Raw genomic sequence first — 14,671 nt, forward strand, 5'->3', positions numbered from 1 at the left:
GCACGCATCCAGGAGGCCCAGCAGCGAACACGCCGCGCGAAGGCATCACAGAGACGAACCGGAAGAAAGAGCAGAAACGAAGCGGGGCGGAGTCATCCGCACCAACGCACTTCGAAAGATCGCACCACCGGATGGGTGGTCGATACGCCGGACCGGTCAGGTCCGGGAGCAGAAAGCGGTGCGCAGCCTCAGCGCTGCGGGCTGCGGCCTGCCCCGCAGGGAATGCGATATGACCCGGGGTCGCCAGCCTGGAACGAGGCGAAGCGACTGCGGGCGACGGGTAGGGCCCGCGACCTTGCGGTCAGGGCCCTACCCGGTGGTGCGCGTCAGTGCTTAGGCGGGAACGATGTTCTCGGCCTGCGGGCCCTTCTGGCCCTGCGTGACGTCGAAGGAGACCTTCTGGCCTTCCTGGAGCTCGCGGAAGCCCTGGGCAGCGATGTTCGAGTAGTGGGCGAAGACGTCAGCGCCGCCGCCGTCCTGCTCGATGAAGCCGAAGCCCTTTTCCGCGTTGAACCACTTCACGGTGCCAGTAGCCATGTGTGTCTCCTTAAGACAGGGGGCAGAACCGGACTCCGCACTGTGCGGAGTCCGCGTCGCCGCGATGAGCCCATCCGGAGATGACCGGCAAAACAAAAAATGCACCCGCGGGTCATGCCCGTCGAGTGCACACAAGTTCATGGGTACCACAACTGCAACTGGCAATAACGTAGCACGAACACCGGCCTGCGTGCCGGATTTCCCCCCGGCGGGTTGATCTTCCCGTCGGTGGTGCGGGTGTGGGACTCTGAGGTATCCAACTGTCCCTCTCCTTGCTGAGGTCCTATGCGTTGCGTCATCGCCGGCTGTTCCTTCGAACTGGTAAAAAGCGAAGTGCAGGACAGGATGCGGGGCATCAAGCCCGAAGCGGTCACCGGACAATCCGTGATCATCAGCCGCCGCACCTACCCCGTCAAGCAGGTCGGCCAGATCCTCACCCGACAGGACCGGCGTGACTTCACCGCCGAGCAGATCACCCGGGCCATGACCCGACTCGGCTTCACCTGCCGCCCCGCACCCGAGCCCGCCGCCGTGACTGCCGCCCCTGTTCTCAGCCCACTCCAGGCCGCGGTAGCGATGCTGGACACACCCGCCTACAGCTGACCGGCCACACCTCAACCCATGCGGCCTCAACATCTGCGGGCCCCGATCCTCTCGTGGCCGACTGCCGCCACGCCGGCCATCCCACTCGGCGATGCCGCCGCACCGCAACCTGCCCACGGGCGCCCCGACTCGGCCGAGTGTCTGCCAGAAGGGGCTCCGGAAGCGATCAGCGCTGCCCGCAGAGGTCGTTACGGGCCGTCAGGAACGCGCAGGACGGCCCGCACGCGCTTGCCCACCGGCAGTCGCTCCGCCGTCACCTGCACAGACAGCCGGTTCACGATTTCCAGGCCGTGACCGCCGACCCGCGTCGGATCGGGCGGGAACACGACCGGCAGAGCGGTACTGGAGTCCCATACCGTCACCACCACACTGCGGCGGCTTCCCGCAAGCTCCAGCAGGGACGGCCCGTGCGCGTAGCGTTCGGCGTTGGTCAGCAGCTCCGTGACCACGAGCATCACGTCGAAGTGGAATTCCTCGCTGACGGTTGTGGCGAAGTCCGCGGCCAGACAGTCAAGGAACTCATCAGCCAGCTGCCGGGCGGCACCCAGGCCGCCGGGCTCACCGCCGTAGTTCCCGGCCCGGTACAACTCCACCAAACTCACCAGTCCCTCGACCGCCGGTACAGCGGCGGGAGGTTCGGCCTCGGCCAGGTGAGTCCTGGTCAATCTCTGCCCTCGGACAGCATCCCGCGGTGCACCAGCTTCTCCCCCGGCTACCCAGCTGAGCGTTCCACAGTCCACCTATCGCCGCACTCGTGGTCTCAGCCCGCCTTCCGTACAACCTCAGCGCGCCATTGCGCGGCGTCCCGTCAGGGGGTGGCGCCCTCCGGGACCGCGAGTTCATCACCGCACGCGAAGCGCGTCACCGAGAGGTTCCCCCGGGTGCCGGCGGTTGTTCCCGATCAGTCCTGGGAGCAGTCCACGCGCACCGATGAGATCTTGTGCATGCCGGACATGACACCGCCCACCCAGACCTCCACGACCAGGGTGCCGCTCCCCGAGCAGAGCACACCGGGACGAGGAACGGCGGTGCCCCAGGTGCGGGCGGGCTCCCTGCGGTTGACCGGCGCCGCACGTGACGCAGCCCACGCGCAGTTCAAGGCCATGTATGACGCCGGCGCATCGATCCGCGAGATCGCCGCGCGAACCCACCGCTGCTATGGCGGAGTGCATCACGCGCTGGTCCAGGCCGGTGTCGACTTCAGGAACCGCGGCGGTAGACGACGGCGAAAAGCAGCGGAATAGCGAGAGCGAGGTACTGGCACCCGCCGGACCATCCCGCCACAGACCCCTTCTCAGCTTCCGGCCCATGCGGTCACGGGCTGCGGTCCTCACGGGCGTGATCGCGTTGTTCCTCGATGAGGTCGAACTGGGCCTTCAGTGCGACGATAGTCGCCGCTGAGGCCGTCTCGACTGCAAGAGCAGTGACCAGGGCATTGAGAGCAGCCCCTTCCCCCATCCGGGGGACCTGGCAGTGCCACTCCCGCACGAGGCGGATCAGCTCGCTCTCATCATCCATGCTCATCCCACGCCAGGTTCATGGGGAGAGCGACCCGCGCGGACGCGGCACCACAACCACGCCCCTCCAGCCGGGGCGCGATCACTGCTCGAGTACCGGCACGCCAGCAACCAGCCAGGTCAGGCCAGTGCCGGTCGACAAACCCCCAGCAGTCTCCGCACCCACTTCCCACCACCGGCGGACGAGCGCCGCACGGAACGGCGGCTCATCTGCGAGCAGAACCCCTTTGCCACTCGCTTCACCGCCTGCCTTGCGCCGACAGCCGGACAACATCACTGCCTCCTGCATCACTCTCACCGTTCCTAATCAGTGATCAGGAGTGAGTCTTGGACTCGTGTCCTGGCACTGCGCGCATCCCGAACGGTTTTGGGTGCGCTGGTCGCCCGCGTTCTGTGTTCTGTCTCCGTTCGGGCACGTGCATCGTGTGCACGCTCCGTGACGGGGTGGCGGGTTTCCTCGTGTCATCGGCTGTGCCGGACAGGTCGTAGAAGAAGCGGTGCGGTTCACCCACCGGGTTGCCGTGGATGTCGAGGCGGTAGGCGGCGAAGTGGCCGGCGTTGGTGTCCACGCCGATCATGCCCGCCGCTCGGGCTGTCTCCAGCGGAACCCTCTGGACGACGGGCCGTTGCCACGAGGCGGTGAGGTACCAGCGCCCGCGCCCCGCGTCCAGGTGGATGTGGTAGGCCACGGCCCGGTTCGCCGGGCCTCCAAAGCGGCCAGACGGCGGGACTTTGCGTGCCACTCGCTTGTCGACCGGTAGCCGCCCGGCGCCCGCTTCGAGCCTTTGTCCCCCAGGGGGAGGGACAGCCGGTGCCGCAGCGTGCGGATACCGGCTTCGAGGTTCTTCACGTGCGCGGCCTGGCACCTGCGGGCGAGCGCCCACTGATCGTGTGTAGCCTTCGTGATCGTCCCGGCGATCCGCGAGGACGACTCTTTCGTCAGATCCCGCTTACGCGCTGCCCATGTCTCGTTGGAGTGTTCGTATCGGTGCGCGCAACGCCGCTTGAGGTCACGGGAGGCAAGCGCGCCCTGATGGCCCCCCACCAGGCGCAGGATCGCGTCGTCCTCGGGTGTGAGCTGCCCCAGGCGGTCGCGGACAGCCACGCCGGACGGGCCGGGGCCACGAACGGCACGTCGATGGTCCGCAGCTGCTTCTTCTGGGGCTCAGCCATCCTCGGCCGCCGCCCGCAGAGCCTTCTGTGCCCGGTTCTTCGCCGAGCGGCGGCCGTACAGGCGGGCACAGAACGAGGTCAGTACCTCCGCCATGTCCCGGACCAGGTCGTCTTCGACTTCACCGTCATCAAGGACGACCAGACGCCGGCCGGTCGCCGACAGTGCGGCCTCGACCAGCTCAACGTTCATGCGGCCGAGCCGGTCCTTGTGCTCCACCACCACGGTCGTCACGTCCGGATCGGCCAGCAGACGGCGGGCCTTGGCGCGCGAGCCGTTCATCCCGGAGGCGATCTCGGACTCGACCCGCACCACCCGGTGACCGGCCTTCACCGCCCACACCGACAAGCGGGCCGTCTGACGCTCAAGATCCGGCTTCTTCATGCGAAGAGACACGGGCATACAGCCCGACACCACCCGTCACGGACGGTGAGGAATTTGTGTTCACCAGGATCGTGCGCGGCCCGACCCGTTCCGCAGGCACCGGCAGGGTGCCCTCACGGAACCAGCGGTACGCAGTCCGAGGAGCGATCCCCTGGGCCCGCGCCCATTCCGTCAGGTTCATAAGCCAAGATTTACACCACTTATCACCGGTAAAAGACGCCCTTGAACACCCAGCCACCAGCAGTTCACGACCCCCGACCAACGACCACACCCCCTAACCGGCAACCACCGTCCCCTCGCCATCACCCCACCGTGGTGCCAGCAACCACAAGACGTGCGGGCCCTGCTGAATGATTGGCGGGGTAGCGTCCTGGTGGCCGATCAGCACCCTGCGCACCGCTGACGTGATGCAGTGCGCAGCAAGCGGCATCTTCCCGCAGGGGTTGTCAGATTCGGGGCCTGCTGCGTGCCCGGTTCTGGACTCAGACGGCGGGATTGCCAGGGCGGTTGCGCAGTTGTTCGTTGAGGGCCAGGGCTTCTTCGAGCTGGTCTTCCAGGGCGACGATGCGGCAGGCGGTTTCGATCGCGGTGCCCTGGTCGACGAGTTCGCGGGCGCGGGCGGCGATGCGCAGTTGGTAGCGGGAGTAGCGGCGGTGGCCGCCCTCGGAGCGCAGGGGGGTGATCAGGCGGGCTTCGCCGATCGCGCGGAGGAACGCGGCGTTGGTGCCGATCATTTCGGCGGCGCGGCCCATGGTGTAGGCGGGGTAGTCCTCGTCGTCGAACCGGTCGGCGGGGCTCGCGGGGGGTTGTTCGGTCACTATGCCTCTTCGTGTCTGATGGTCATCTGGCCTCCTGGACAAACGCGTGGAGGGGCCCCGGGAGCCGTACCTGGCTTCCGGGGCCCCGTGGGGCGGATCAAACACCATCTACATCTACCGGCTTGTGCGTGCCGGTCCTGCCGTATTCGCATTGCCGCGTCGGGGGAACGCGGGGTGCGGGGATCTTGAATGCTTGACCGGGGACCACCTTCCAATCCGGGGCCTTGCGAGTGCCCGCACACACCTGCCGTGCGGGCGATCCTGATGGTGTTGCTCCGAACCTTTCCTGCTCGTATCTGAAACGACGAAAGCTACTGACCTGCTGGTACTTCAGATACTGCGGTCCTGCGATCACAACTGAACTGCACTTCACATGCTGCGTTTCACAAACTGCGACTTGCGTGACGGCCCCTTCTGGGCCGCCCAGCCCGGCAACCAACCCTGCGGCCCACTGCACTGACCAGCCGCCGGATTCCATCACCGTGCCACAAACTTTGCGCGGCAGTTCGTGTCTGCCGTGCCCTGCTTCCTTCTTGGCTACGACCGAAACACTACCCATACCCGGACGTGAATGTCTACTCCACCTGGGATAGATTTTCGTGGCACGTCCCGACAGGCATCCTGTCTCCCGCTCGGCAGTCACCGGGGGGCGACACGGCACGAAAGGGCACGAGAACCGCATGAGACACGATGCGCCAGCCTCTGGCCCGGAGACGGACATCTGCGATGTGTGCGCCCGACCGCTCACCGACGGGTGCCACCTGGATGTTGTCCGGGACTCCTCCGCCATCCACGCCCGCGACCCCGCCCGTGATGGGCGGCGCCTGGTCGTCGCGTGTTGCCCCGAGCATCTGGCCGTCCTGCGGGACGAGTACCGCGACCGGCCGTTCACGGCGGAGGAACTGTGGGCGGGCCAGATCGACCGCGCAACGGCGAACCGGCGCCGCGGGCTCACCCAGCAGGAACTGTCCGAGGTCACCAGACTCACCGCCCTGCAGATCCAGCGCGCCCGCGCCTGGAAGACACGCCAGCAGCGCCGGCCGTACGAGCCGAACCAGCAGACTCCCGAAACCGGCTGATCCCGCCCGGAACGGCGGCCACGGCATGGAGATCGTCCAACACCGCTGCGCGCACGTGCGGGTGGAACGCGTTCCGGTCGGCAAATCCCTCCGCGCCACCCTGGCCCTGCCCGCCGGACCCTACGCCGCCGGGCCGCCCGGACCGGAGGCTACGCCCGTCGCGCGCCGCGCCTGTTCGACGGTGTCGGCGAGCACGAAGACCTGCTGGGCGTCAGCGAGTTCCAGGACATGCCGCAGCGGGACGCTGATCGCGGCCAGGACCAGCTCGACAGAGCGGCGTTCCGCGTCCAGGCGCAGCTGCAGGAAACGGTTGAGGCTCTGGGAGTCGCAGAACGTCACCCCGGCGCGGCAGCCTGGCGAAGCCGTCTACAGCGCGTCTACCGCGCTTACCTTCCACCCCTGGTCGGTGCGCATGAGGGTCATCCGGACGCGATTGAGGTCGAGGCGCGGCCCGGAGACCTTGGTGCTGGTGGTGACCTGGTTCATGAAGAGCAGGACGACCACCTTGTCCGCCGATCCGGACACGACGGATACCGCGGGAGGGCCACCGGCCGGGGGCTTCGCCACCGTGGCCTTGACCACGCCCTGGTATTTCCGGGCGGTCGGTGCGACCAGGGTCGTGGTCGTCTTCCCGTACTCCTCGCGGAAGGAACCGGTGAGGTAGCGGTTGGCCGCTGCGAAGTCCTTGTCCAGGTGCCGGTAGTCGTACGACAGGATCACGGGCGCCGCGTCGCGCACCACGGCGAGTGCCTGCGTCCGTGCCTGGCGCGTCCGTTCGGCCTCGTGGTACTGCCAGCCGAGCGTCGCGGTGACGACGAGGCCCGCCGCGACCAGGACCGCGAGGACCGCGCTGAGGATGCCGGACCGGTGCTGCCGCTCCGCCGTCCGCTCTCCCTCGTCTCTGCGCGGCTCCTCCGCCTCGGGCGGCTCGACGGTGATCACCCGTCCGATGCCCTGCGCCGACCGCTGTGCCTTGTCGGCCCGCTTGGCCGCCGCACGGGCGGCCGCTGCGACGGAACGCTGCCGGGTCGCCGCACCGTTGCCGGCACGTGCTCTGAGCGTCGTGGTCTTCATGATGTCTCTCCCTGTCAGCCGACGAACTCGACGTCGGACGTCAGCCATCGCCCGCCCTCGCGCACGAGGTCGAGCTGCAGCCGGTAGTTGCGGGCCTGCCCCTCCGGCGCGGCGACGTTGGTCACTTTGCTGTCGACGACGACGAGGACACGTGCCGAGTGGTCGTCGGCCTTGGCGATGCCCGCCTCGAGTACCTGTCCTTCGGTGACCGACTTGTTGGAGGCGACGAGCTTCGTCAGTTCCGCGGTCTGCGAGGCGAACTGCTTCTTGAAGTCGCCCGTGGCCCCGTTCAGTACGTTCTTGCTGTCCTGGTCGTAGTGCCGGTAGTCGAGCGAGGTGAAGTTGAGCGCCGACTGCCGGGCGGCGGCCACGATGTCCTGGTCGCGCCGCCCGTCCTGACGTTGCTGGTAGAGGTGCGCGCCGAGGTAGCCGGAGGCGGCCGCCAGCACGAGTGCCGCCATGGCGAGCGCCGCTGACAGCCTCCTGCCGCCGCGGGCGGCGCCTACCACTTGGGCCTGGAGACGGCGCAGCCGGGCCGACAGCCGGCCGGTCATGCCATGGGTCCGACGAGCAGCCATTGCCACGAGTCCTTTCCGAACAAACTCTGTTCCCCGCCCGTCGAGCCGATCTCGATGGGTCTTCCGTCCGGGCCGTGGGCGGCGCCGGTCGCCGGGTCGTAGGGCGTGAGGTACGACGCCTGCCCGGATCCGTTTCCGCCCGCCCCGGCCCGTGGGGCGTTCTGCGCGCCGCGTACCGAGGTGCTGCTGCCGCGCGGGGCCGTGCATCGGGCGAGGGCGTTGGCGTTGCGCTCCCGGGTGTCCTGTGGGTCACGCCGCTGTGTGCCGTATCCCTGCCGGCAGGCCGGCGGGTCGTCGGCGTTCAGCACCATCCCGAAGTGGCTGGTGCCGTCCCCCGGCAGCACGGTGAAGCTGCCGGACACCACCACCGGGAAGGTGACCAGTGTCTGCTCCAGGCCGGGCAGCCGGGCCACGGCGATCTGCGCGCCGCTGACCAGATTGGCGAGCAGGACCGGCAGAGCCGTCCGGTTGGCCTTGAGCAGGCCGTCCAGCTCGGTGGAGGCGGACGCCCCGCTGTCCATCAGCTTGCGCAGGTCGGCGTCGCTGGTCCTGAGCTGGTCGCTGAGGGCCGCCAGGTCGCGGGAGAACGCCTTGATCGACGAGCCTTGGTCGGCCTGCGTCTTCAGGACTTTCCGGGAGTTCTCGATCAGTGCGGTGGTCTCCGGCAGCGCATCGCTGGCCGACCGGACGAGTGCGTTGCCCGAGTCGATCAGCCGGGTCAGGTCCGGGCCGGTTCCGGCGAAGGCCTTGCCCAGTTCGTCGACCGTGACCCGCAGATCGTCCTTGCCGACGGAGTTGACCAGCCGGTCCAGGCTGAGGATGAGCGTCGTGGTGGGCAGCGGTGTGCGGGTGTCCCGGCGGGCGATCGTGCTGCCGTCCCGCAGATAGGGGCCGCTCTTGGCACGGGGCTGCAGGTCGACGTACTGCTCGCCGACCGCCGAGCGGTTGGCCACCACGGCGAGCGTGTCCGAGGGGATCCTCGGGCCACCGTCGATCCGCAGGTCCACCCGGACGCCGCCGGAATCCAGTCGCAGTCTGCCGACCCGGCCGACGGGCACCCCGCGGTATGTGACCTCAGCGCCTTCGAAGACGCCACCGGCATCGGCGAAGTCGGCACGCACGATGTAGCCGCGGTCGAGTACCTGGTCGGCCAGGCCGACGTATTCGGCGCCCACGTAGGACACACCGAGCGCGGTGACGGCCGCGAAACCGAGCAGCTGTGCCTTGACCGTTTTGGTGATCACCCTTGCATCCCCTTCGTCATGAGCGCCGCGAGGGACAGGTCGATACCGGTGGAGTCGCCGGCGCCGCCGGCGTATGAGTCGTTGCTGGAGGAGGAGTAGCCGACGGTGCACACCGGCGGGCACAGCGGGCCGCCGCCTCCGGGCGGACGCGTGGCAGACGGGAGCGGGAGCGGAGTGGGCAGACCCGGGATGGCCGGGAGGGTGGGGAGGCTGGTGGGCCTGGGGAGGCCGGGGAGCGGGAGCGCCGGTGGAATTGACTTGCCCGGGGGCGTGGGTGCGGGCGTGGGGCCGGCGACGTTGCCGTAGAGGCTGCTCAGGTCGAGGTCGGCGGTGATCTGGAGGTTGACGTAGTCGCCCTTGATCGCGTCCACGACATTGCGAGGGAACGGGTACGTGGTCATCAGCTCCAGTGCGTTGGGCAGGTCGTTGCCCGCCCGGCTCAGCTGGGTGAGGATCGGCTGGAGCTGTCGGAGGTCGGCGATCACGTTGTTCCGGGAGGCGTTGATCACCTTGGTGCCCGTAGCGCCGAGTTTCGACAGCGCGGTCAGCATGGCGGTGAGCTTGGTGCGCTGGTCGGCCAGGATCTTCAGCGCCGGCGGGATGGTGTCGACCGCCTTGCCGATCGTGGTGCTCTGCTTGTTGAGCGTCACGGACAGCTTGTCGATGCCGTTCATCGCGCGGACGATCTCGGTACGTTGCTTGTCGAGCCCTCCGACGAAGATGTCCAGCTGTCCGAGCAGGTCCTTGACCCGGTCCTCGCGGCCGTCGAGCGCCTTGTTCAGTTCAACGGTGATGGTGTGGAGCTGGGCCACGCCACCTCCGTTGAGCAGGGCGGAGAGAGCGCCGAGCACCTCTTCGATCTCCGGGTTGCGACCGCTGCGGGCCAGCGGGATCTGCGCGCCGTCGGTGAGTTCACCGACCGCGGCGGCGTCGGACGGCGCGGACAGCGAAACGTACTTCTCGCCGAGCATGCTGGTCTGGCGCAGCTCGGCGATCGCATTGCCGGGCAGCTTCACCGAGTCGGCGATACGCAGCCGTACGCGGGCGTGCCACCCGTCCAGTTCGACCTTCTCGACGGCTCCCACGGTGACGCTGTTGACCTTCACGGCGGACTGCGGCACCAGGTCGAGCACGTCCTGGAACTCCACGGTGACGTGGTAGGCGTGCCCGTCCGCCGCTGCTCCGCCGGGCAGTTGGACGTCGTACAGGCCGTTGGACGAACAGCCGGCCAGCAGCAGTGCCGCGGCCACCGCCCACACGGCGCTCCGGTGCCTCATGCGCGGCCTCCCAGGATGCCGCCGAGCGTCCTGTCCACCGTGGAGGCGGCCGTCACCGGCTTGGCCGCACCCGTGAGCGGGTTGGCGGTCGGCAGGTGGGGCAGCGAGTCGAACAGCTTCCGCAGTTGTGCGCAGTCCGCCGGCTTGCCGGTGGTTTTCAACAGGGAGCAGAGCAGGCTTGCCGGGTCCTGCGGCAGCTCGCTGTTGTTACGGGTGTCCAGCGTGCCGGACGACGGGTTGTACGCGTTCGCCAGGTTGCCGAGTCCCGCCGGTGCCACCTCCAGGAACTCCTCAAGTGCCTTGCGCTGCTTGGTCAGTACGCCGGTGATCTCGCTCAGGCCCTTCACGTTCGACGTCAGCGAGTTCTTGTTGTCGTGGACGAAGCCGGCCACATCGGCGAGCGCGGCCGCCAGCAGCTTGACCGCCGCGGCGAGGTCCCGGCGTTCCCCGGCGAGTTGACCGGCGACCCCGGCCAGGCTGTCGTTGAAGGACCGGACGTTGCCGTCGTCGGCGGCCAGCGCCGCGGTGAACACTTGGAGGTTGGTGACCGTCCCGAACAGATCCTGTCGGCCGTCGGACAAGGTGGTGACGGCCTGGGAGAGATCCTGGACGGTCCGGTGCAGCTGGTCGCCCTGATTGCCGAGGTTGTCCGCACTGACTGCGAGCAGCCGGGACAGCGCTCCGTCCTTGTTGGCGCCGTTCGGGCCGAGCGCCTCGGCCGTGGTGTGGAGACTGTCGAAGACCCGGTCCAACTCGACGGGGACGGCGGTCCGCTGCTCGGGGATGACGGTGCCGCTCTTCATCGCCGGGCCGCCGCGGTACACGGGAAGCAGTTGGACGTAGCGGTCGCTGACCACCGAGGAGTTGATGATCGCGGCCTTCGCGTCCGCGGGGATCTTGCGCCCGGCCTCGTACTCGATCTCGACCCGGACCGAGCGGCCTTCCGGTGTGATGCTGGTGACCTCGCCGATCCTGACGCCCAGGACGCGTACGTCGGAGCCGGGATAGATGCCGACGGTGCGGGGGAAGTACGCGGTGATCCTGACGTTCTGCGATCGCGGCCAGTACGTGAAGGTCAGACCGGCTACGAGCAGCAGTACGGTGGCGAGCGCCAGGCGGCGCAGGGAGCGCCGGCTCATCGGGACCCTCCGGTGGGTATCTGTGCGGACGCAGGTGTCTGCGGGGCCGCGGGGACGGCGACCAGGTTCTGGATGTAGCTGTCGAACCAGCGGCCGTTGCCGAGGGTGTTGGTGAAGACCCGCGCGAAGGGCGCGAGCAGTGCGACGCTGCGGTCCAGACTGGTCTGGTTGCGCTGGAGCATCGCGACCACCGCGTTGAGGTGCTGCAGAGCGGGGCCGAGCTGCGCCCGGTTGTCGTTGACCAGGCCGGAGAGCTGGGTGCCGAGCGCCGCGGCGTTCAGCAGCAGTGCGTGGATCACCTTGCGCCTGCTCTCGATCTCCTTGAACAGCGCGCCGCCGTCGTCGATCAGCGTGGTGAGCTGTCCGGACCGGTCGGAGAGCACCTTGGTCACGCCGTTGGCGTGCCCCAGCAGATCGTGCAGCGCCTTGTCGCGGGAGGACACCGTTCTGGAGAGCCGGGACAGCCCCTCGATGGACGTCCGGACCTCGGCCGGAGAGTCCTTGAAGGTCGTGGAGAGGGTGTCCAGGGCGGTCGCCAGCCGCTGGGTTTCGACCTGCTCGGTGGTCGTGGTGAGGTCGCTGAACGCCTGCACCACGTCGTATACGGAGACGGTGCGTTTCAGCGGTATCTCGCTGCCGGACCTGAGCCGGCCGGGTCCCTTCGGCTCCAGCGAGAGGTACTTGGCACCCAGGATCGTCTTGACCCGGATCGAGGCGCCGGTCTCGGTGCCGAACTCCGGATCGCTCTTGATACGGAAGGCCACCCGGACGTGGTCGCCGTCCAGGTCGACGTCGTCGACCTTGCCGACCTTCACCCCGGCGATGCGGACCTCGTCCCCGGGCTTGAGGCCGCCCGCTTCGGAGAAGGCGGCGGTGTACCTCGTGCCGCTGCCGATCAGGGGCAGGTCCTGGACGTTGAACGCGGCGGCCATGAGCAGCGCGATCACGGTGAGACCGACAGCGCCGATCGTGACGGGGTTACGTTCGCGGAAGGGGATCACCGGCCGCACCTCGCCTGGCCGACGTGGAAGTCGGGAGTGATCACGGTGGGCGTCTTCGGCAGCACGATCCGGCCGTCGAAGTCGCACAGGTAGAAGTTGAACCAGGAGCCGTAGGAGGCCGTCCCGGTCAGCAGGTTGAGCTTGCGCGGCAGCCGTTGCAGGACACCCTCCACGGTCTTCTCGTTCTTCTGCAGCGTCGCGGAGACCTTGGACAGCTCCGTGATGTCGCTCCGGAGCGCCGGGCGGCCGTCGTTGAGCAGACCGGTGGTCGCGGCCGACAGGTCGCTGATGTTCACCAGCGAGTCACCGATCGCCTCGCGGTCGCCGGACAGTCCGGAGACCACCCGCTGCAGCTGGCCGAGGAGATCGGAGAAGCGGGTGCTGCGCTGGTCCAAGGTGCCCAGCACGCCGTTGAGGTTGTCGATCACGGAGCCGATCAGCTGGTCGCGGTCGGCGAGTGTCGAGGTGAGCGAGGCGGTGTGCGCGAGCAGACTGTTGACCGTGCCGCCTTCGCCCTGCAGGGTCTTGATGATCTCGAACGCCAGCTGGTTCACGTCGTTCGGGCTCAGCGCGGCGAAGAGCGGCTTGAATCCGCCCAGCAGCACGGTCAGGTCGAGTGCGGGCTGGGTCCGGGAGAGCGGGATCGTGGCCCCGGGCCGCAGCCGTGAAGCGTCCCCGGCGCCTTCGGTCAGCGCGATGTACCGCTGACCGACCAGGCTGCGGTAGCGGATGACGGCTCCGGTGCCGGAGAGCAGCGGCCGGTCACGGGAGACGCTGAACGTGACCTCGGCCAGCGTGCGGTCCTTGATCCGGATGCCCTCGACCTGGCCCACCCGGACGCCGGCCACCCGGATGTCATCGCCCTTCTCCAGGCTGGTGACGTCGCTGAACACCGCCTTGTAGGTGTCCGACGGGGCGAAGGAGATGTTGACGATGGTGGCCGCGAGCAGCGCGGTCGCGAGGACCGTCACCACCGCGAAGATGCTGAACTTGACCAGCGGCGCGGTCGTGTCCCTCGCCCTCATACGACACTCACCGCCGTACCGCGCGCCATCGGGCCGAACAGCAGGGTCGCCACCGCGGGCACCTGGTCGGCGGGCAGGCCCATGACCGGGGCCACGAGCGAACTGACGAGGTGCTGCTCGGCGGCGGAGCCGGCGCTGCTCCCCGATGTGCCGTCGTTGAGCTTGACCGCCGGGGCGGGAACGTGCGGATTCGGCAGTCCTCGGCAGTTGGGACCGGAGCGGTCGGCATAACGCGGCTCCTCGCCGGGACGGTAGGGGGAACGCGGCAGGACGACCTCCAGCGTGATGTGGAACTTCCCGCCCTGGAACGCCTGTTCGGCCCGTGGCTCGGCCTTTGTGAGGCCGCTGAGCAGGCACGGATATTCGGGCGAGTAGCCCGCGAGCAGAGCGAGCGTGGGGCGGGAGACGCGGGCCAGGGTGATCAGCCGTGCCGAGTTGTCGGCGAGCATGCCCTCGGCGGTGCCCGCGAAGGCGGTGGTCCCGGTCAGCAGCGCCGCCAGCGCGTCCTTCTTCTCCACCACGGTGCGGCTGCTGGTGATGGCGTTCGCGGCGATCCTCAGCAGGTCGGGTGCGGCGTCCGCGTACACCTGGGCCACGTCGGCGAACCGCGAGATGTCGGCCTGGAGGGACGGCATGTGCGGGTTGAACGTGCGCAGGTAGTCGTCCAGCCGGATGAGATTGCCGCCGATGTCGTCGCCGCGTCCCTCCAGAGCGCCCGCGAAGGCGTTGAGTGTGGCGTTGATCTTGGCCGGCTCGACCGTACGCAGCAGCGGCAGCAGATCGTCGAGCAGCTTCTGCAGTTCGATGCCGACCTTGGTGCGGTCCTGGGTGATCACGTCTCCGGCACGGATGTGCCGCGACGACGGCTTGTCGGGGATGACCAGGTCGACGTACTTCTCGCCGAACAGCGTCTTGGGCAGCAGCCGCGCATTGACGTCGGCCGGGATGAGCGCCACCTGCTCCGGCTTGAGCGCGATGTCGAGGGTCGCCCGCGCGCCGTCGGCGTGCACTTCGCGGACCTGGCCGACGATGAGGCCGCGCAGTTTGACGTCCGCCGCCGGCTCCAGCTGGTTGCCGAGGCTGTCGGCCCGCAGCGTGATGAAGACCGCCGGTGTGAACACCTGCTGATAGACCGCGACGGACAGCGACAGCAGGGCCGCGGTCACGACGATGAAGACGATGCCGTACAGCCGGAGCTTGATGGCTTGATTCTGTGTCGGCATC

The 14,671-nt window shown here is 68.4% G+C and carries 16 protein-coding genes and 2 pseudogenes; 3 read left to right on the forward strand and 15 right to left on the reverse strand.

Annotation, left to right across the window (positions count from 1 at the left end):
• Nucleotides 1-333: 333 nt before the first annotated feature.
• Nucleotides 334-537 carry a cold-shock protein gene (locus AC07DC_RS31790; RefSeq protein ID WP_034275260.1) on the reverse strand — a complete coding sequence of 68 codons (204 nt, stop codon included), beginning with the start codon at nt 535-537 and terminating at the stop codon, nt 334-336.
• 285 nt (nt 538-822) lie between these two features.
• On the opposite strand from AC07DC_RS31790, the gene AC07DC_RS31795 reads away from it, so the two are divergent.
• On the forward strand, nt 823-1,140 hold the full coding sequence (locus AC07DC_RS31795; protein ID WP_478917941.1) for an SCO5918 family protein: 318 nt from the start codon (nt 823-825) through the stop codon (nt 1,138-1,140).
• 188 nt (nt 1,141-1,328) lie between these two features.
• Here the strand turns inward: AC07DC_RS31795 and AC07DC_RS31800 are convergent, their stop codons facing one another.
• Nucleotides 1,329-1,805, reverse strand: coding sequence for an ATP-binding protein (locus AC07DC_RS31800; protein ID WP_478917942.1), 477 nt, complete (start codon nt 1,803-1,805; stop codon nt 1,329-1,331).
• Nucleotides 1,806-2,084: 279 nt separating this feature from the next.
• Between AC07DC_RS31800 and AC07DC_RS31805 the strand changes: the two genes are divergently transcribed.
• Nucleotides 2,085-2,384 (forward strand): helix-turn-helix domain-containing protein, encoded by a 300-nt coding sequence (locus AC07DC_RS31805; protein ID WP_478917943.1) that lies wholly within the window; start codon nt 2,085-2,087, stop codon nt 2,382-2,384.
• 70 nt (nt 2,385-2,454) lie between these two features.
• On the opposite strand, the gene AC07DC_RS31810 is transcribed toward AC07DC_RS31805, so the two are convergent.
• The 4 genes and pseudogenes from AC07DC_RS31810 to AC07DC_RS31825 all read right to left on the reverse strand — a co-directional run bounded on the left by AC07DC_RS31810 (nt 2,455) and on the right by AC07DC_RS31825 (nt 4,964).
• Entirely contained in the window at nt 2,455-2,658 is a 204-nt protein-coding gene (locus AC07DC_RS31810) for a hypothetical protein (RefSeq protein ID WP_478917944.1), read from the reverse strand.
• A gap of 466 nt (nt 2,659-3,124) precedes the next feature.
• A pseudogene (locus tag AC07DC_RS31815) lies at nt 3,125-3,830 on the reverse strand (IS200/IS605 family accessory protein TnpB-related protein); the annotation flags it as partial.
• Nucleotides 3,823-4,393: pseudogene (locus AC07DC_RS31820) on the reverse strand (IS607 family transposase). The pseudogenes AC07DC_RS31820 and AC07DC_RS31815, both read right to left, overlap by 8 nt.
• A gap of 301 nt (nt 4,394-4,694) precedes the next feature.
• Nucleotides 4,695-4,964 carry a MerR family transcriptional regulator gene (locus tag AC07DC_RS31825; RefSeq protein WP_478917999.1) on the reverse strand — a complete coding sequence of 90 codons (270 nt, stop codon included), beginning with the start codon at nt 4,962-4,964 and terminating at the stop codon, nt 4,695-4,697.
• A gap of 746 nt (nt 4,965-5,710) precedes the next feature.
• On the opposite strand from AC07DC_RS31825, the gene AC07DC_RS31830 reads away from it, so the two are divergent.
• Complete coding sequence (locus AC07DC_RS31830; protein ID WP_478917945.1) at nt 5,711-6,109, forward strand: hypothetical protein; 399 nt, start codon at nt 5,711-5,713, stop codon at nt 6,107-6,109.
• Nucleotides 6,110-6,229: 120 nt separating this feature from the next.
• On the opposite strand, the gene AC07DC_RS31835 is transcribed toward AC07DC_RS31830, so the two are convergent.
• From AC07DC_RS31835 to AC07DC_RS31875, 9 genes are read right to left on the reverse strand one after another with little or no spacing between them, the layout of a single operon-like run.
• Nucleotides 6,230-6,448: an STAS domain-containing protein gene (locus AC07DC_RS31835; RefSeq protein ID WP_478917946.1), complete on the reverse strand. Its 219-nt coding sequence runs from the start codon at nt 6,446-6,448 to the stop codon at nt 6,230-6,232.
• A 27-nt stretch (nt 6,449-6,475) separates the two neighbouring features.
• Nucleotides 6,476-7,183: a hypothetical protein gene (locus tag AC07DC_RS31840; protein WP_478917947.1), complete on the reverse strand. Its 708-nt coding sequence runs from the start codon at nt 7,181-7,183 to the stop codon at nt 6,476-6,478.
• 14 nt (nt 7,184-7,197) lie between these two features.
• Nucleotides 7,198-7,761 (reverse strand): hypothetical protein, encoded by a 564-nt coding sequence (locus tag AC07DC_RS31845; protein WP_478917948.1) that lies wholly within the window; start codon nt 7,759-7,761, stop codon nt 7,198-7,200.
• A complete protein-coding gene (locus AC07DC_RS31850; protein ID WP_478917949.1) occupies nt 7,734-9,005 on the reverse strand; it encodes an MCE family protein in 1,272 nt (423 codons plus the stop codon). The genes AC07DC_RS31845 and AC07DC_RS31850 overlap by 28 nt, the downstream gene beginning before the upstream one ends.
• The gene (locus AC07DC_RS31855; protein WP_478917950.1) at nt 9,002-10,282 is read right to left on the reverse strand and encodes an MCE family protein; all 1,281 of its coding nucleotides are present in this window, start codon (nt 10,280-10,282) and stop codon (nt 9,002-9,004) included. The genes AC07DC_RS31850 and AC07DC_RS31855 overlap by 4 nt, the downstream gene beginning before the upstream one ends.
• Nucleotides 10,279-11,421, reverse strand: a complete 1,143-nt coding sequence (locus AC07DC_RS31860) for an MCE family protein (protein ID WP_478917951.1) — start codon at nt 11,419-11,421, stop codon at nt 10,279-10,281. Before AC07DC_RS31860 ends, AC07DC_RS31855 begins: the two co-directional genes overlap by 4 nt.
• Nucleotides 11,418-12,422, reverse strand: a complete 1,005-nt coding sequence (locus AC07DC_RS31865) for an MCE family protein (protein ID WP_478917952.1) — start codon at nt 12,420-12,422, stop codon at nt 11,418-11,420. Before AC07DC_RS31865 ends, AC07DC_RS31860 begins: the two co-directional genes overlap by 4 nt.
• Nucleotides 12,419-13,447 carry an MCE family protein gene (locus AC07DC_RS31870; protein WP_478917953.1) on the reverse strand — a complete coding sequence of 343 codons (1,029 nt, stop codon included), beginning with the start codon at nt 13,445-13,447 and terminating at the stop codon, nt 12,419-12,421. Before AC07DC_RS31870 ends, AC07DC_RS31865 begins: the two co-directional genes overlap by 4 nt.
• Nucleotides 13,444-14,670 (reverse strand): MCE family protein, encoded by a 1,227-nt coding sequence (locus AC07DC_RS31875; protein ID WP_478917954.1) that lies wholly within the window; start codon nt 14,668-14,670, stop codon nt 13,444-13,446. Before AC07DC_RS31875 ends, AC07DC_RS31870 begins: the two co-directional genes overlap by 4 nt.
• Nucleotide 14,671: the final 1 nt, after the last annotated feature.

The sequence above is a fragment of the Streptomyces sp. NPDC045021 genome, from assembly GCF_056432645.1.